Genomic DNA, 18,278 nt, shown 5'->3' with positions numbered 1-18,278 from the left:
TATTTTTGTCTATTTTCATTTTTAATCCTTCCACGTATACATAGAATATCTATGTTTATAGATTACATCGAACTTCTATGTATGTCAACTTTTTTAATTTATTTAATTAGCAAAAAATCGTATGCCTGCTTTTATTTATAATTATATAATCAAGTTAAATGTTTAATAGTATTTTTTAATGTTTATGGAATATTATTCACTTGATTATATTTATATATTTTGTTATATTATTAACAAAATATATAAAATGAAGGGAAATGTATTATGACTGCTGATATTAAAGACAAAGTTGATGAAATTCTTATTAGTCACAATTATGAAAAAAAAGAGCTTATTAATATAATTCAAGAAATTCAAAAAGAATATAGATACTTGCCTCAGGATATTTTAATTTATATAGCTGAAAAATTAGATATTAGTGAGTCTAAGATTTATGGCGTTGCTACTTTTTATGAAAATTTCTCACTAGAAGCCAAGGGTAAAAACATAATAAAAATTTGTGACGGAACAGCTTGCCACGTCAGAAAATCTGTACCGATTTTAAATGCAATCTACAAAGAACTAGGTTTGTCAGATAAAAAACATACAACTGACGATTTATTGTTTACCGTTGAAACCGTTTCATGCTTAGGTGCTTGCGGCTTGGCTCCTGTTATTACAATAAACGATCACGTACATCCTAAAATGACTCCAGAATTAGCAGTTGAGTTAATAAAGAACATTAAAAAGGAGGAAAATGTAAATGTTGATAAAAACATATGATGATTTAACATATTTTGCAAATCTTTTTATGAATTCATTGAAAAAACAAAAAACAAAGGTTTTAGTATGTGCCGGCACAGGATGTATAGCAGGCGGCTCTCTGTTCATTTATGAAGAGTTGAAAAGACTTGTTAAAGAAAGTGGCGCATTGGCAGATGTTGACTTGTTAAAGGAAAATGAAGATGAAGGTGAAGGTGAAGGCGAAGGCGTCAGCGTCAAAAAAAGCGGATGTCATGGTTTTTGTGAAGCAGGACCAATTGTGAGAATTGAACCATATAACTATTTATACTTAAGAGTTAAATTGGAAGACTGTGAAGATATATTTAATTATACTATCTTGAAAGGTGAACCTGTAGAAAGATTAATGTACCATGATTCCGAAAAAATATATAAGACTCAGGAAGAAATACCTTTCTATCAAAAACAAACAAGATTGGTTTTAGAAAACTGCGGCAATATGGATGCAGAAAATATACAAGAATATATAGGAAGAGGCGGTTACAAAGCTCTTTCAACAGTTCTCAGCACTATGGAACCTAAAGGGGTATGTAAGCAAATTCAAGAATCCGGATTAAGAGGCCGCGGTGGCGGAGGTTTTGTTACAGGTAAAAAATGGGGACAAGTTTTGTCTCAAGATAACCCTAATAAATATGTTGTTTGCAACGGCGATGAAGGAGACCCGGGTGCATTCATGGATAGAAGCATCATGGAAGGAGATCCTCATAAAGTTATTGAGGGCATGATAATTGCCGGATATGCCACAGGAGCCAACACAGGATATATTTATGTGAGAGCAGAATATCCTATGGCTGTAGAACGATTAAAAATAGCAATTTCACAAGCAAATGAATCAGGATTATTAGGAAAAAACATCCTAGGTTCTGGCTTTGATTTTGAGCTTCGTATAAACAAAGGAGCTGGTGCTTTTGTTTGTGGTGAAGGCAGTGCCCTTACTGCATCTATTGAAGGTGAAAGAGGCATGCCGCGTGTTAAGCCGCCGAGAACTGTTGAACAAGGATTGTTCGGATGCCCAACCGTATTAAATAACGTTGAAACATTTGCTAATGTTCCATTAATAATTACAATGGGAGTTGAAGAATATAAAAAGTATGGTACTAAAGACAGCCCCGGAACAAAGGCATTTGCACTGACAGGAAATGTTGTAAATACAGGATTGATTGAAGTTCCTATGGGAACAACTTTGAGAGAAGTAATATTTGATATAGGCGGCGGTATTCCTGATGGAAAAAAATTCAAAGCTGTTCAAATAGGTGGACCTTCCGGTGGATGTTTAACATTTGATGAAAGGCATTTAGATTTAGCCTTAAGTTTTGATTCTCTGAAAAAAGTCGGCGCAATGATTGGTTCAGGCGGAATGGTTGTAATGAACGAAGATACTTGCATGGTGGAAGTTGCAAGATTTTTCATGAGCTTCACTCAGCGTGAATCCTGCGGTAAATGTATACCGTGCAGAGAAGGTACAAAGAGAATGCTTGAAATTCTCGAAAAAATAGTTGCAGGAAATGGAACTATTGATGATCTTGAACTATTAAAAGATATTGCAGAAACTGTAAAAAACACTGCTTTGTGTGGACTTGGAAAAACTGCAGCTAACCCTGTCCTAAGTACTTTGGAATTTTTCTACGATGAATATCTTGCTCATGTTGTAGATAAAACATGTCCTGCTAAGCAATGTAAAAATCTAATAGCTATACAGATTGATCCTTCACTTTGCAAGGGATGCTCTAAATGTGCTAAAATCTGCCCTGTAAATGCTATTTCAGGTAAGATAAAGGAACCATTTGTTATAGACAGTAAAAAATGCATAAAATGCGGAGCTTGCATAGAAACTTGCCCATTTAATGCAATCAGGGAGGTATAGACCATGAGTGGATATATGATTATAGATGGCAGAAAGGTACAATACACAAATCAGAAAAATATATTAAGTGTAATTAGAGACTCCGGTATTGACTTGCCTACACTTTGTTATCATTCTGAATTAAGTATATACGGAGCTTGCAGAATGTGTTCAGTAGAAACATCTAAAGGAGAAATCATAGCATCATGTTCTGAAAAACCTAAAGATGGACTGGAAATATATACAAATTCGCCGAGAGTTAGAAAATATAGAAAAATGATTCTTGAATTGCTGCTTGCAAATCATGACAGAGACTGTACATCATGTGAACGTACCGGTGATTGTCAATTGCAAAATCTTGCCAAAAGATATGGGTTAACCAAAAATAGATTCACTCAGTTGGTAAAAGATGATGAAATAGATAATTCAAGTCCAAGCATAGTAAGAAATCCTAACAAGTGTATAAAATGCGGCGACTGTGTTATGGTATGTGAAGAAGTTCAAGGTGTTGGAGCAATCGGCTTTGTAAACAGGGGATCTGATGTTAAAATAGCACCTCCTTTTAATAAGACTTTAGCTGAATCTAATTGTGTAAACTGTGGCCAATGCCGTATTGTATGCCCAACAGGAGCAATAACGATTAAAAATGAAACTCAGAAGGTGTGGGATGCTCTATACGATAAAAATATAAGAGTAATTGCACAGGTTGCTCCTGCAGTGCGTGTTGCATTAGGTGACGAATTCGGAAAAACTCCTGGTGAAATAAATTTAGGAAAAATAGTAGCCGTTCTTAAAAAACTTGGTGTTGAAGAAGTTTTTGATACAACTTTATCAGCTGACTTGACAGTTATGGAAGAGAGTGAAGAATTCTTAGAAAGATTCACAAAGGGTGAAAATCTCCCGTTGTTTACTTCATGTTGCCCTGCATGGGTTAAATTTGCAGAAAACAAATATCCTGAACTTTTAAAAAATATCTCTTCATGCAAATCTCCACAACAAATGTTTGGAACAGTCCTTAGAGAATCATATAATGAAATAGATTTTAAAGATGACAGGGATACATTTATACTATCTATCATGCCATGTACTGCTAAAAAAGCTGAGGCAGCCCGACCAGAATATAGTCATAATGGAAAAAGAGAAGTTGACGTAGTATTGACAACACAGGAACTTGCAATCATGATTAAAGAAATGGGTATAAATTTTGATGAAATTGAAGAAGAATCGATGGATATGCCTTTTGGTATTGGTTCCGGAGCAGGTGTAATATTTGGAACAACCGGTGGAGTAATGGAAGCAGTTCTTCGAAAAGTACTAAAAAATAAATATGGAAAAGATGACTGTGAAATAATATTTAACAGTGTCAGAGGTTTAGACACTGTTAAAGAAACTTCTGTAAATTTTGATGGAAAAGAAATTAAATTAGCCGTAGTTCACGGACTTAAGAATGCAGATAACCTTATAAAACAAATTAAAAGCGGTGAAAAGCAGTATGACTTAGTAGAAGTAATGGCGTGTATCGGTGGCTGCATAGCTGGCGGAGGTCAGCCTGTACCTAAAACAATAACAAGAGAAACTAGACTGTTAAGAGCTAAAGGTCTCTACAATATAGACAAAACGACTCAAATTAAAAATTCTGATGATAACTACATTGTAAAAAATATTTATGAAGGTGTCATGAAAAACAAAAGACATATGCTTCATAACCATCATTAATTTATCCTAGTGAAAAAGGATTAATGTCATTATTTCCTGACATTAATCCTTTTTTATATTTTTATTTTCTAAAAGCTTGGAGGAACCATAGACCAAACAGAAACTGATACTTCATCGCCAATATTTAAATACTTATGAGGTATTGTACTGTCCAGATATATGCTGTCACCCTCGTTTAAATCGTACACATTTTCACCAGATAATATTCTTAATGTACCTTTGATTACAACCCCGCATTCTTCTCCATCATGGCTGATTAGCTCATCGTTGTTATGTTCATGAGGAGCTATTTCTATCCACAGCATTTCTATTTGTTTTTTTAAATCAGGGCTTAAAAGTTCATAAACTCGGCTCGCTTTTCTCATCATTATTTTTTTTCTCTCGTCTTTGCGAACTATCTGATTAAAATCATCATATTCATCAAAAAAATAATTCATGGTTACATTAAGCACCTTTGATATTTTCCACAGCGATGCAACAGAAGGTCCGGTTATATCTCGTTCAATTTGGCTGATTAAGCCCTTGCTAAGACCGGTTTTTGCTGAAAGCTGCTCAATGCTGATTTTTTGCTTTTGGCGTAATGACCTAATTTTATCACCCAGCTCCATGTAATTCTCCTCAATTTAATTTTCAAATGTTCAAACAATGAATTTTTACTGACATATTATACAATATAGAAAACGATTTATCAATACTTTATTATTTTTTTCTCCAGCCATGCAGCGAAAAAATACATTATCGCAGCTATTACTCCAAGAATAAAAACACCCATCATGACTAAATCAAGTTTGAATGTCTGGCTTCCGTAAAGTATCAAATATCCAATTCCTGCTTTTGATACGAGAAATTCACCAACAATAACCCCTATCCAGGACAATCCGATGTTTACTTTTATAACGCTCATGATACTTGGAATGTTAGACGGAATAATTACATTTTTGAGTATTTGGTACTTTGTAGCTCCCAATGTTTTCAACAGGGTTATTTTATCCTTCTCAACACTGATAAATCCAGTATAGAGAGTCATAATAGTTACAACAACTGATATTGAAGCAGCGGTTACAACTATGCCCGAGAACCCCATTCCAGCCCACAAAATAATAATGGGGGCAAGTGCTGTTTTGGGAAGACTGTTTAAAATAACAATATATGGATCCGATATACGAGCCAACTTTTCAAACCACCACAGCAATATGGCAACTAAAAATCCTACAATTGTTCCGGTTAAAAATCCTGCTATTGTTTCAGTTGTTGATACGTATAAATGATTGAATAAGTTTCCATTTCCCAAGTACTTAACAATAAGTTCAAAAATAGCTCCAGGGCTGCTGGTCAAAAATGTATCTATTAAATTATGACGGGCTGCTGTTTCCCAAAGCACAATAAATATTGCAAATACCATGATTTGAGTTGTTTTAATAAAATTCTTTTCTCTCTTTATTGACTTTAAATATTCTTCATGTTCCTTAGAAATAACAACAACTGACTGGCTGGACTTACTTTGTTTCTTCCACATCTAAATCCCTCCATATCTTTCTGAAATATTCTCCAAATTCTAAAGTGTTTCTGCATTTCATCGGTGTTCTTTCACCTTGACAATTAATTCTAATTTCATACTCTTTTTTAATTTTTGCAGGTCTTTCAGTAAAAACAATTACTCTATCTGACATGCTCACAGCTTCAGGAATATCATGAGTTACCAATACAGTGGTAATTTTCTCTTTTCTTAAAATAATGCCAACTTCGTTACCTACAGAAAGCCTCGTTTGATAATCTAATGCAGAAAAAGGTTCATCTAATAAAAGCAAGTCAGGTTCAATAGCCAAGGTGCGCACCAATGCTGCCCTTTGCCTCATTCCACCAGACAGTTGACTTGGATAATGGCTTCTAAAATTATATAACCCATAATTCTTAAGCATTTTTATAACTTTTTCCTTGTTTTCTTCAGTATCCATGCGCTTTATTTCCAAACCTAACAGACAGTTTCTATATATATTTCTCCATTCATAAAGTTGATCCTTTTGAAACATAAAGCCAATGCTGTTTGTATTAACTGTTACTTCCCCTTCAGATGGATTCTCCAATCCTGCAATTAATGATAGCACCGTAGATTTTCCAGAACCAGATGGACCTACAATAGAAACAATCTCTCCTTTTCTTACATTAAAGGAAATATCATCTATTGCTTTTGTCTCGTTATTAATTGTATGAAATCTTTTAGAGATATTTTTTAGTTCGCACATATATTCCATATATAACCTCCGTAAGAACGATAAAGCTATTTATCATTATGTTATTCAAAAAATTTGAATAAGTTAATACTAATTAAAATTAAAAAAACAACTGATAATCATAATATATTTACTATAATGTGAAAAACTATAAAAAAGGTGGTGATATAATGTTTAAGAAGTTGACAAATAAGCTTAAAATGCAAAATAAAATACAGCAGAACCCCGGAAATGTATACATCCCGAATAATTTTGAAGTTGAAGAAAGAAAAAAAGATGTAGATGCAAACGAAAAATAGAACTAGGATTACCTAGTTCAAATACTGAACAAACAAATATATAATAAATAAAGGGGGAATTTTTACATACCACTATACCTATATAATACTTTTACAACTATTACATTATTTTTTGAGAACCCTATCAGACTTTTTTACCACATCTCAATCTACAACCTATTCTATTTTTTTGTCTATTCCAAAAATTTTCTTTAATATAAAATTCTAAAAAATACTGGATTAAAAAGTAGCAAAATCTTATAATTAATTTGAATAAATCATAATTTATTCAAATTAATTAATTATTTTCAATATATTAAAATATAAAGTTCAATAAATTGAAATTAATGTCAAATTTTTTCGAAATATTGAAATGTATTTAATCTAACTAAACATTTCTACATTATTCGATAGCTTGCAAAGGATTTCTTGTTTGACGTTGAAAATATGCCGTGTTATAACTATATATAAATAAACGCTTTCACTAATTAATGCTATATAATAAAAATTTTTGAATTTATAAATAGTTTCAACATAAGAAGCTATTATAAAAATAATAACAAAATATGAGGAGGCAGTTATGACATTTTTTCAACCAGATGACACATTGGCATTATGGACTATTTTAGTCGGATGGGCTGCAGTAAGTATTTTCCTTGAACAAAGATACAACTGGGCAGCCAAAATAAGTGGTGCAATTATTGGATTACTAGGAGCATTAGTACTTGCCAATCTTAAAGTTATTCCTACAGAGTCACCGGTATATGATGCAGTATGGGGCTATATAGTTCCACTTGCAGTGCCGCTATTATTATTTAAAGCTGATTTAAGAAAAATTTGGAAAGAAAGCGGACGTACTTTCGCTGCTTTTAACATTTCAGCGGTAGGAACATTCTTGGGAGCAATTTTAGCATCATTCTTACTTGCCAAATTTATCCCTGAAATAAACAAAGCAGCTGGAATGATGACAGGAAGCTACACAGGTGGTGGAATTAACTTCGTTGCTATGTCAGATGCTTTTCAGGCTTCAAAAAACCAGGTGAATGCACTTATTGTTGCAGATAATCTTAACATGGCTATTTATTTCATGGTGCTCATGATAATACCAACAACAGCTTATTTCAGAAAACATTTTGGTCATCCATATGAAGATAAAGTTGAAGCAGCTGATAAAGCTGCAGCTGGAGTAGCTGGTCAGACTAAAGCTGGAAGCTATTGGGGAAGAAAAGAAATATCTCTTCTTGATATGGCTAAAGCACTTGGATCAACATTTGTAATAGTATTTATTTCAACTGAAATTGCTAAAGTTATTAATGCAACTGAAGCTCCGGAACTTGTTAAAGGAATATTCGGATCAAAATATTTGCTTCTTACTACAATTACATGTGCTCTTGCAACTGCATTTCCAAAATTCTTTGGAGAAATAAGAGGAGCTCAGGAAATCGGAACATTTATGATTTACATATTCTTCGTAGTAATTGGTGCCCCGGCAGACCTAAAAGTTATTTTGCTACAAAGCCCAATATTGCTTGTTTTCTGCCTAATAATCGTTTGTGTAAACATGCTTGTAACATTTGGAATTGGAAAGCTATTTCATTTTAATGTTGAAGAGCTTTGCATTGCATCAAATGCAAATGTTGGCGGACCAACAACAGCTGCTGCAATGGCTATTGCAAAAGGATGGGAAGATCTTGTATTGCCTGCAATGCTTGTAGGAGTATATGGATATGTCGTAGGAAACTATATTGGACTATTTGTAGGTACATGGCTAGCAACTATATTCTAATTTTTAAAACAGTAATGATTTAAATTGTAATAAACAGTTTTGCAATATGGAAAAAATTTTTACTATTAGTTATGCTGAATGGCTGTAAAAGTCATTCAGCATAACTATACGGAGGTAGTAATATGAAAATTTTTGATGGACATTCTGATATCTTTACTGACGTAACAATGAAAAGATTAAACGGAGAGAAAAACGTAATAAAAAACCATCACATTGAAAGGCTCAGAAAAGGCGGAATAGATGGTACAATACTTGTGATATGGATAGACCCTCCCTATACAGATGACCCTTCTTGGAGAATGCTTCAGATTTTAGGAGCTATAAGTGACGAAATTGAAGACATGAAAGACATTGCGGGAATTGTATATAACTACAATGATATATTAAATCTAAGGGAAAAAGGAAAACTTCCTATAATTATAGGCTGTGAAGGTTTGAGTGGCATAAAAGATGATTTAAGTCTTTTAACAATGCTTCACAGATTTGGAGCAAGACATGCAAGCCTCACTTGGAATGAAGAAAATGAACTTGCAACAGGCGTCAGAAGTTCAAACAAAGACAGAGGTTTAACGCCTCTTGGAATACAAGCTATTCACAAACTAGAAGAATTAAATATGATAATTGATGTATCGCATGCAAATGAAAAAACATTCTGGGATATATATGAAAATACAACAAAACCTTTTATTGCTTCACATTCAAATGCATATAGCCTTTGTAATGCCCCTAGAAATTTAAAAGATGACCAAATCAAAGCAATTGCAGGAAGAAACGGTGTAATAGGAATGAATTCATGGCCAGATTTTATAAATTTAAAGAATCCTACTGTTGAACACCTTGCAAACCATATAGATTATATTGCCGAACTTGTTGGAATTGATAGCATTGGTCTTGGCTTTGATTTTTGTGACTTTCTTCAAGGAGATACAACAGCAAGCTTCCAGGACAGTGAATCAACTGCTGCAATAGGTCTAGAAGATGCAGCTAAAATACCTGCTCTAATAGATATTCTTGTAAAGAGAGGATACAAGACAGAAGACATTGAAAAAATCGCATATAAGAATTACGAAAGAGTTATTAAAGAAATTATAGGATAATTGATTATTTGCATATAAATAATTAATTTCTAATGTATATTTATGAATTTATAAAGCTATGTTTTTTTATGAAAACATAGCTTTATTTTTGTTATTTTTAAAAATAAGTATTACGTTGTCTCCCTATATATTGTAATTATATTTTATTTCTTTTAATCATACATTTACTATTATAATATATTGTAACTAATTGAGTTGCATATCGCTATATTTTAATACGCGTTTCATCAACTGTTTTTTTATTTTTATAAATAGTTCGAAGTTACACATCTATATAATTATTCAATAACATTTTAAAATTGAATTATTCTATATTTAATTCAAAAAAATTTTTAAAAATTTTTCTTGCATATATAAAATAAAAGTTATATAATCATCCATAAATTCTAAAAAAATTATAAATGGTTGAAATTCATCCATTCAACAATAAAATTTCAAAAGGAGCAGCAGAAATGATTAAGGTAGGAATTATAGGGTCGACAGGATATGCAGGAGGAGAACTGACAAGACTACTACTTGGTCACAAGGAAGTCGAAATAAAATGGTATGGCTCTAAAAGTTATATTGATAAAAAATATTATGAAGTATATCAAAATTTCTTTAAAATCGTAGATAATAAATGTTTAGGTGATAGTATAGATGAATTATCAAGTATGGTTGACGTAATTTTTACTGCCACACCTCAAGGTTTTTGTTCATCTTTAATGAACGAGGAAATATTGTCACGGACTAAAGTAATAGATTTAAGTGCAGATTTCAGAATTAAAGATGTGGACATTTATGAAAAGTGGTATGGAATTCACCATAAAATCCCGAAGTTAATCGAACAAGCCGTATATGGATTATGCGAAATTAACAGAAGCAATATAAAAAACGCGAGACTTGTTGCGAACCCAGGATGCTATCCTACATGCACAATTTTATCAATATACCCCTTATTAAAAGAAGGACTTATAGATATAAACAGCATTATAGTAGATGCTAAATCCGGAGCATCAGGTGCCGGAAGAAGTGCAAAAATTGATAATTTATATTGCGAAGTAAATGAGAACATAAAAGCTTACGGAATAACTAATCACAGACATACTCCTGAAATAGAGGAACAGCTGTCTTACGCTGCCGGAAATGATGTGAGAATTAATTTTACACCTCACTTAGTACCAATGAACAGGGGAATTTTAACAACCGCCTACGCCTCACTAAACAGCGATACGACTTACGAAAAGGTAAAAGCTGCTTATGATAAATATTATGATGAGGAGAAGTTCGTAAGAGTATTAGATAAGGATGTTTACCCGCAAACAAAGTGGATTAAAGGAAGCAATTATGTTGATGTGAACTTTAAAATTGATGATAGAACAAACAGAATCATTATTATGGGTGCCATGGACAATTTGAATAAGGGTGCAGCAGGACAAGCAATTCAAAATATGAATCTTATGTTTGGTATAGAAGAAACTACAGGTCTAATACAAGTACCAATGTTTCCTTAGTTAAGTTAAAATAAATTTGCTCAATAGTCAGGAGAATAGATATGATACAAATAGAAGGCGGCGTTACAGCTGCAAAAGGATTCAAAGCTGCAGGCATTTTTGCAGGAATCAGAAAGAAAAAAAAGGATATGGCACTAATATACAGTGAAGTTCCATGCAAAGCTGCAGGAACCTTTACTACTAATATAGTAAAAGCAGCACCCGTAAAATGGGATATGGAAATGGTAAGAAATTCGCCATTCGTTCAGGCTGTTGTGGTAAACAGTGGAGTGGCAAATACATGTACAGGATCAGTAGGTATGGGTTATTGCAAAGATATGGCAGTCACTACAGGCTCATGTTTAGGAATACCTGCAGAATCAGTGCTGGTAGCATCCACAGGCTTAATAGGAAAGCAAATACCTATAGATAAAATAAAGCTAGGTATACAAAATTTAGTTCCTATTTTAGGCAATTCTACTGAAGATGGAATACTTGCTGCCGAAGCAATATTGACAACAGATACAAAGAAAAAGGAATTAGCAGTAACAATAGAACTTGGAGGAAAACCAGTTGTAATCGGAGGTATGTGCAAAGGTTCCGGTATGATACATCCCAATATGTGCACCATGCTTAGCTTTATAACTACAGATGTAGCTATTTCAAAGGAATTACTCCAAGAAGCTCTCAGTGCTGATATTAAAGATACTTACAATATGATTTCCGTTGACGGTGATACTTCCACAAACGATACTGTGCTGCTCCTTGCAAATGGCATGGCTGAAAACCCGGAAATTACAGAAAAAAATGAAGATTACGAAAAATTTTACAGAGCTTTGAATTATGTGAATACTTATTTTTCAAAAAGGATAGCTGAGGACGGCGAAGGAGCTACATCACTTTTTGAAGTAAAAGTGATAAACGCAGTAGATAAGGAGCAAGCAGCAAAGTTAAGTAAATCCATTGTTTCTTCAAATCTAACAAAAGCAGCAATCTTTGGTAATGATATAAATTGGGGAAGAATTCTTTGTGCTATGGGCTACTCTGGTGCTGAATTTGATCCTGATCAGGTTGATTTATATTTTGAAAGCAGTGCCGGAAAAATTAAATTGATTGAAGATGGAATTGAAGTTTTTTACAGAAAAGAAGTTGCTGCTGAAATTTTATCAAAATCTGAAATAACAGTAACAGCTGATATTAAAATGGGCTGTTCGCAAGCTACTGCCTGGGGTTGCGATTTAACTTATGAATACGTAAGAATTAACGCTGAATATGCTCGTAAATACACAACTAATAATTATTTAATAATATAAAGGACGGAGTTAAAATGGAAATAGAATTATTGTTTCAAAAATCAAATGTTAAAGTTGAAGATATGCCACAAATTCAAGAATGCAGCAGCAAAATTATTGTAGTAAAATACGGCGGCAGCGCAATGATTGATGAAGAACTTAAAAAAAATGTGATTGAAGATGTAGTTTCGCTAAAAAATGCAGGCTTTAAACCTATTATAGTCCACGGCGGGGGAAAAGAAATAAACAAATGGGTTAACAAGTTGGGAATTAAGAATACATTTGTAAACGGACTTAGAGTTACAGATGCTCAAACCATGGAAATTGCTGAAATGGTTTTATCTAAACTAAACAAACAGCTTGTTAAGATTTCAGAAGGTATGGGAGTTAAAGCTGTAGGCATAAGCGGCAAAGACGGAGGAACAATAAAAGTAATAAAGAGATATGTAAATGATTTAGACATCGGTTATGTTGGAAAAATAACGAAAGTTGATACTACATTAATGATGACTTTGATGGATAATGATTTTATTCCTATTATAAGCCCTATAGGATTAGATGAGCAGTTTCAAGAATACAACATTAATGCGGATGATGTTGCTTGTGCCGTTGCAACAGCAGTAAAAGCTGAAAAACTTGTATTTCTTACAGATATTGAAGGCGTATGCAGAGATCCAAAGGATTCATCCACTTTGATTTCAGAATTAACAGTTCCGGAGGCAAGAAAATTTTTAGACAGCGGAAATGCAGGAGGCGGAATGCTGCCTAAATTGATAAATTGTATTGATGCAGTTGAAAACGGAGTTTCACGGGTTCACATTTTAGATGGTAGAATACAGCATTCATTACTGCTTGAATTTTTTACAAATAAAAATATTGGAACAATGATATTAAATTGCTAGAAGGGAGCAAACAAATGAACAAAACAAATTATATAGAAGAAGCAGAACAATCATTGCTACACACTTATAAAAGGTATGAAATCATTCTAGACAAAGGAGAAGGTGTTTACTTATATGACACTGAAGGAAAAAAATACTTAGACTTTGCTGCGGGAATAGCAGTCTTTGCCCTGGGCTACAATAACAAAGAATACAATGAAGCATTAAAAGCACAATTGGATAAATTAATACACACATCCAATTATTATTATAATGTACCTGCCATAGACGCTGCAAAAAAAATATTGTCCGCAACAGGTATGGAAAGAGTATTTTTTACTAACAGCGGAACCGAATCCATTGAAGGAGCATTAAAGCTTGCTAAAAAGTATGCCTATGACAAAAGTGGATTTTCAGATTATGAAATAATATCCATGAACAATTCTTTTCACGGAAGAAGCCTGGGTGCTTTATCCGTAACAGGAAACAGCGAATACCAAAAAGCATTTAAGCCTTTGATTGGAGGAATAAAATTTGCAGATTTGAATGATTTAGAAAGTGTTAAATCTCAAATTACTGAAAAAACCTGTGCCATAATAATTGAACCTGTACAGGGAGAAGGCGGAATATATCCTGCAACAAAAGAATTTTTGCAGGGTGTAAAATCCTTATGTGAAGAAAAAGATATAGTTTTGATTTTTGATGAAGTACAATGTGGAATGGGCAGAACTGGTTCCATGTTTGCTTACCAGAATTATGGAGTAATGCCAGATGTTTTAGCACTTGCAAAAGCTTTGGGCTGCGGAGTGCCTGTTGGAGCATTTCTTGCAAATAAAAAAATGGAATCAGCCATGATTCCGGGTGACCATGGAACTACTTACGGCGGTAATCCATTGGTGTGTACTGCTGTAAGCAAAGTTTTAGACTTGTTTGAGTCTAACAACATTGTAGAGCACGTTAATGAAATTGCTCCTTACTTGGAAAATCAGTTGGATAAACTTGTGGATGAATATGATTTTATTATAGAAAGAAGAGGAAAAGGACTTATGCAGGGTATTGTATTTTCAGTGCCTGTTACCAATATAATCCTCAAAGCACAAGAAAATGGTTTGATTATAATTACTGCCGGTAAAAATGTAGTAAGAATTGTTCCCCCATTGATAATAACAAAAGAACACGTAGATGAAATGATTGTAAAATTCAAAGCCGCTATAGATGCAACTGTTATCTCAAAATAATTTATTAAAGAAAAGCTGTATAATTACAGCTTTTCTTTATTTATTAATTATTAATTGCTTTTTCAATTCTACTTCTAACTTTTGTTTCTCCCATGATTTGCTGTAGTTCCCAAACATCCGGCGATGATGCACGGCCAACTATTGCCATTCTTATCACAGAACTTACATCGCCAACATGACCTTTGTACATTTCAGGATTTTTCTTGTAATCCTTAGGCTTTGCTGCATATCCGTTTTCCCCTGATATCACTCTTATTTTATCAAACCATTGGCTCTGATCATCATTGTGATCATATGTGTTTAAATATGCTTTTAGCAGTTTTTTTACTTCTTCGTCATTTACATTTTCAGGATATTTGTCGACAATACTAAAGTACTCATCAAAGAAATAGCTTATAAATTCAAATATTTGTTCACAGTACATCAAATCTTTACGGGGTTTATCCCCATTTCTTCCAACTGATAGCAACTTAATCACTGCATCTTTGTTATCATTTAAAACCTGTGTGATTTCTGTTTTATGTCCTTCAGACCAATTAAGCAAAAATTCGCAAATTTCTTCTGCTGAAATTTTCAACAGCACATCCTTGCTTATGTTGTTTAATTTGTCTAAATCAAACAATGCTCCTGAATTGCTCATTTTTTCCAATGTGAATTCAAAATTATCTATTAGACTATCAGGATTTGCAATTCTCCACTCTTCATAATTGGAATTTAAAATTGTAAGCAAATATTCTCTGACTGCAGAAGGATGATATCCTAAATCCATGTAAAATCCAAGTCCAAGTTCAGGGTCTTTTCTTTTAGAAAGTTTTCTTTTCGCACCATTATCCATTTTCATTAAATGTGCTGTATGGCAATATATGGGTGTATTCCATCCTAACGTTTTAAATATTTCATAATGAATTGGAAGAGTTGAAAGCCATTCTTCTCCTCTTACAACATGTGTAACTCTCATTAAATGATCATCAACAACATGAGCAAAATGGTATGTTGGTATTCCGTTAGTTTTTAAAATTACTATATCTTGATAATTTTCATGTATTACAAGATGTCCTCTGATAGCATCATCTATTTCAAATGTTCCTTCTTCTGTACCATATGATTTAAATCTTATCACAAATTCTTCATTATTGTCCAAATGAGCTTGAACTTCTTCAACAGTCAAATTTCTGTCCTTTGCCCATTTTCCGTAATATCCTGTATTGACATTTTCTTCTGATTGCTTTTTTCTAGTTTCTTCTAATTCTTCCTCTGTACAAAAACATGGATATGCTCTTCCATTCTCTACTAAGTATTTAGCAACACACTGATAAATTTTGCCTCGATTGCTTTGAAAATATGGCCCGTAATTTCCAATTTCACCTTCAATGCATACTCCTTCATCAAACTTTAAACCAAAATATTCAAGTGATGAAATAATAGTTTCAACAGCACCTTCTACTTTACGTTTATCATCAGTATCTTCTATTCTAAGCATGAACACGCCTTCACTCTGATGTGCAAGACGTTCATCTACAAAAGCTCCGTATAAATTTCCAAGGTGAATGAAACCTGTGGGACTTGGAGCTAATCTTGTTACTTTAGCTTCAGGTTTTAAATTTCTTACAGGAAAAACCTCATTTTCATAATATGAAATTGACTCTTTTATATTTGGAAATAAAATCTCTGAAAGTTTTTTATAATCCATTTAATCCTCCATAGCAATTAATATTTTTATATGAACTACCCAAATTTTATTAATTATTGGTGTCGTTTAATTATGTTCCATTTGAACAACAAAGGACGGTTTTTGTTCATATTTAAACATCACCGTCCCCATATATATTTTGGTAACCCATAGGGGAGTCGAACCCCTGATTCCACCGTGAGAGGGTGGCGTCTTGACCACTTGACCAATGAGTCACAATATGACCTTAGTAATTATACAATGATAATTTCGTTTTGTCTACTAAATTTTAAATTGTTATTTTAAATATTTATTTCCAACTTTTTGCAACAAATTGAAATATCATCAGAGCTGTAAGATTAAATAACATGTTGAAGTTTTTATTATGTATGATATAATGTTTTATGAGTAAGCTAAATAAAAAATAGAGGTGACGATTATGACATTAGGTGAAAAATTAAGAAAAATTAGAAAAGAAAAAGATATGACAAAACTAGAACTTGGCACCGCACTAAATGTACCTAAAGAAAGAATCAAACTATATGAAATTGGCGAAGAAGAACCATCTGATTTTTATTTAACAAGTTTTGCTAAGTATTTTAACATTTCAATGGATGAACTGTTAAAGGAAGAAGAATAATACATACAATATTAAATTATCTTAACATAAATATATATTGATTTATAAATTGTTTTATGTTAAATTAATATCAAATCTAAGCTTAAGGATTTTCTAAGGGCAAGGAAAAATACAATAATAATAATAATAATGTTCTCTATTATTATTCCTTGTGTATGCAAGGAATAATTTTTTGTATAAGGAGGTATTATGAATAAAAGAATCGGCGTTATAGGAATAGTAATTGAAGATTTATCTCAAATTGCTGAAGTAAATGATATTTTACATCAATACGGCAGCATATAATTGGGAGAATGGGAATTCCCTATAAAGAACGTGGAGTAAATGTTATTTCTATTATTGTTGACGGAACAACTGACGAAATAGGAGCTCTTAGCGGAAAACTTGGAAAAATTAAAGGATTGAGTGTAAAAAGTGCATTATCTAAAAAAAATTAGTGGAGAAAATAATGAAAAAAATTAGCTTGTTATTAATTTTAGTTTTAGCAATATCTATGTTTACCGGTTGTGCAAACAGTAAAGAAACTCCAGCAGTACCTGAAACTGCTGAAAATAAAAGTGAAACTGCAGAGACGAAACAGGAAGAACCAAAAGAACCTGTAAATGTAACCATTGCAGGATTAAAGGGACCTACCTCAATAGGAATGATTAAAATGATAGATGAAAAAGCTTTAAACAGCGACAGTTACAATGTAGAATACATAGCTGAAAGTGCTCCTGATGCACTCACTGGAAAAATAATAAATGGTGATATTCAAATATCTTCTGTTCCAATAAACCTCGCTTCTGTTTTATACAACAAAACTGGCGGTGCATTAAAGTTAATGGCTGTAAACACCATAGGCAACTTATATGTTGTTGGAACTGATGAAGTTGCTTCTGTTTTGGATTTGGACGGTAAAACTGTTGGAATGAGCGCAAAAGGATCAACTCCTGACTATGCGATGAATTATATTTTAAAACAAAATGGTCTTGATGGCAAAGTTGAACTTGATTACACAATGGATCATGCGACACTGGCCCAATCTGTAATTGCAGAAGACTCAAAAGTAGCTCTTCTCCCTCAACCTTTTGTAACTCAAACAACAATGAAAAACAATAATGTAAAAATGTTAATTGATTTAAACGAAGCATGGAAAGATGCAACTGATGGAGCAAGTAAGCTTTACACAGGATGTATTGTTGTAAATAAGGAATTTACAGAAAACAACAAGGAGTTTGTTGCTGAGTTTTTAAAACAATATGAAGCCTCTGTTAAATGGGTGCTTGAAAATCCAACTGATACCTCAGTGCTTGTTGAAAAAAATGAAATTATGCCAAGCGCAGCAATTGTAGAAAAAGCTCTTCCTTATTGCG

The 18,278-nt window shown here is 33.0% G+C and carries 16 protein-coding genes, 1 tRNA gene and 1 pseudogene; 13 read left to right on the top strand and 5 right to left on the bottom strand.

Annotated features, from left to right (window positions below):
- Window positions 1-264 precede the first annotated feature (264 nt).
- Genes SA378_RS02795 through SA378_RS02785 form a run of 3 tightly spaced genes read left to right on the top strand, consistent with a single transcriptional unit; the run spans window position 265 to window position 4,339 of the window.
- Complete coding sequence (locus SA378_RS02795; RefSeq protein ID WP_318524470.1) at window positions 265-762, top strand: NAD(P)H-dependent oxidoreductase subunit E; 498 nt, start codon at window positions 265-267, stop codon at window positions 760-762.
- A complete protein-coding gene (locus SA378_RS02790) occupies window positions 743-2,644 on the top strand; it encodes an NADH-quinone oxidoreductase subunit NuoF (protein ID WP_318524469.1) in 1,902 nt (633 codons plus the stop codon). Before SA378_RS02795 ends, SA378_RS02790 begins: the two co-directional genes overlap by 20 nt.
- Window positions 2,645-2,647: 3 nt before the next feature.
- Window positions 2,648-4,339, top strand: a complete 1,692-nt coding sequence (locus SA378_RS02785; RefSeq protein ID WP_318524468.1) for a [FeFe] hydrogenase, group A — start codon at window positions 2,648-2,650, stop codon at window positions 4,337-4,339.
- A 68-nt stretch (window positions 4,340-4,407) separates the two neighbouring features.
- Here SA378_RS02785 and SA378_RS02780 read toward each other — a convergent pair whose 3' ends face one another.
- From SA378_RS02780 to SA378_RS02770, 3 genes are all read right to left on the bottom strand, one after another.
- Window positions 4,408-4,947, bottom strand: a complete 540-nt coding sequence (locus tag SA378_RS02780; protein ID WP_318524467.1) for a helix-turn-helix domain-containing protein — start codon at window positions 4,945-4,947, stop codon at window positions 4,408-4,410.
- 80 nt (window positions 4,948-5,027) lie between these two features.
- Window positions 5,028-5,855: an ABC transporter permease gene (locus tag SA378_RS02775; protein WP_318524466.1), complete on the bottom strand. Its 828-nt coding sequence runs from the start codon at window positions 5,853-5,855 to the stop codon at window positions 5,028-5,030.
- Complete coding sequence (locus tag SA378_RS02770) at window positions 5,836-6,591, bottom strand: ABC transporter ATP-binding protein (RefSeq protein WP_318524465.1); 756 nt, start codon at window positions 6,589-6,591, stop codon at window positions 5,836-5,838. The genes SA378_RS02775 and SA378_RS02770 overlap by 20 nt, the downstream gene beginning before the upstream one ends.
- A gap of 149 nt (window positions 6,592-6,740) precedes the next feature.
- On the opposite strand from SA378_RS02770, the gene SA378_RS02765 reads away from it, so the two are divergent.
- The 7 genes from SA378_RS02765 to SA378_RS02735 all read left to right on the top strand — a co-directional run bounded on the left by SA378_RS02765 (window position 6,741) and on the right by SA378_RS02735 (window position 14,614).
- The gene (locus SA378_RS02765; protein WP_318524464.1) at window positions 6,741-6,869 is read left to right on the top strand and encodes a hypothetical protein; all 129 of its coding nucleotides are present in this window, start codon (window positions 6,741-6,743) and stop codon (window positions 6,867-6,869) included.
- Window positions 6,870-7,428: 559 nt separating this feature from the next.
- Entirely contained in the window at window positions 7,429-8,634 is a 1,206-nt protein-coding gene (locus tag SA378_RS02760) for a DUF819 domain-containing protein (protein WP_318524463.1), read from the top strand.
- Window positions 8,635-8,756: 122 nt separating this feature from the next.
- Window positions 8,757-9,731 carry a dipeptidase gene (locus tag SA378_RS02755; protein ID WP_318524462.1) on the top strand — a complete coding sequence of 325 codons (975 nt, stop codon included), beginning with the start codon at window positions 8,757-8,759 and terminating at the stop codon, window positions 9,729-9,731.
- A 452-nt stretch (window positions 9,732-10,183) separates the two neighbouring features.
- Window positions 10,184-11,224 carry an N-acetyl-gamma-glutamyl-phosphate reductase gene (gene argC, locus SA378_RS02750; RefSeq protein ID WP_318524461.1) on the top strand — a complete coding sequence of 347 codons (1,041 nt, stop codon included), beginning with the start codon at window positions 10,184-10,186 and terminating at the stop codon, window positions 11,222-11,224.
- A 41-nt stretch (window positions 11,225-11,265) separates the two neighbouring features.
- The gene (argJ, locus tag SA378_RS02745) at window positions 11,266-12,516 is read left to right on the top strand and encodes a bifunctional ornithine acetyltransferase/N-acetylglutamate synthase (RefSeq protein ID WP_318524460.1); all 1,251 of its coding nucleotides are present in this window, start codon (window positions 11,266-11,268) and stop codon (window positions 12,514-12,516) included.
- Between the two features lie 14 nt (window positions 12,517-12,530).
- Entirely contained in the window at window positions 12,531-13,397 is an 867-nt protein-coding gene (gene argB, locus SA378_RS02740; protein WP_318524459.1) for an acetylglutamate kinase, read from the top strand.
- A 14-nt stretch (window positions 13,398-13,411) separates the two neighbouring features.
- A complete protein-coding gene (locus SA378_RS02735) occupies window positions 13,412-14,614 on the top strand; it encodes an aspartate aminotransferase family protein (RefSeq protein WP_318524458.1) in 1,203 nt (400 codons plus the stop codon).
- Window positions 14,615-14,657: 43 nt separating this feature from the next.
- Here SA378_RS02735 and gltX read toward each other — a convergent pair whose 3' ends face one another.
- Together gltX and SA378_RS02725 are read right to left on the bottom strand one after the other, a co-directional pair.
- On the bottom strand, window positions 14,658-16,304 hold the full coding sequence (gene gltX, locus SA378_RS02730; protein ID WP_318524457.1) for a glutamate--tRNA ligase: 1,647 nt from the start codon (window positions 16,302-16,304) through the stop codon (window positions 14,658-14,660).
- 140 nt (window positions 16,305-16,444) lie between these two features.
- A tRNA-Glu gene (locus tag SA378_RS02725) sits at window positions 16,445-16,519 on the bottom strand.
- Between the two features lie 203 nt (window positions 16,520-16,722).
- Between SA378_RS02725 and SA378_RS02720 the strand changes: the two genes are divergently transcribed.
- The 3 genes and pseudogenes from SA378_RS02720 to SA378_RS02710 form a co-directional block, all read left to right on the top strand.
- A complete protein-coding gene (locus SA378_RS02720; RefSeq protein ID WP_318524456.1) occupies window positions 16,723-16,923 on the top strand; it encodes a helix-turn-helix transcriptional regulator in 201 nt (66 codons plus the stop codon).
- 189 nt (window positions 16,924-17,112) lie between these two features.
- Window positions 17,113-17,360 (top strand): annotated as a pseudogene (locus tag SA378_RS02715) (TM1266 family iron-only hydrogenase system putative regulator).
- A gap of 11 nt (window positions 17,361-17,371) precedes the next feature.
- On the top strand, window positions 17,372-18,278 hold a 907-nt coding region (locus SA378_RS02710), incomplete at its 3' end, for an ABC transporter substrate-binding protein (protein WP_318524455.1).

Source organism: Sedimentibacter sp. (genome assembly GCF_033447055.1).
Classification (GTDB): Bacteria; Bacillota; Clostridia; order Tissierellales; family Sedimentibacteraceae; genus Sedimentibacter.
Note: the sequence above shows the minus strand (reverse complement) of the source record. Positions and strands in the feature narration are given on the sequence as shown.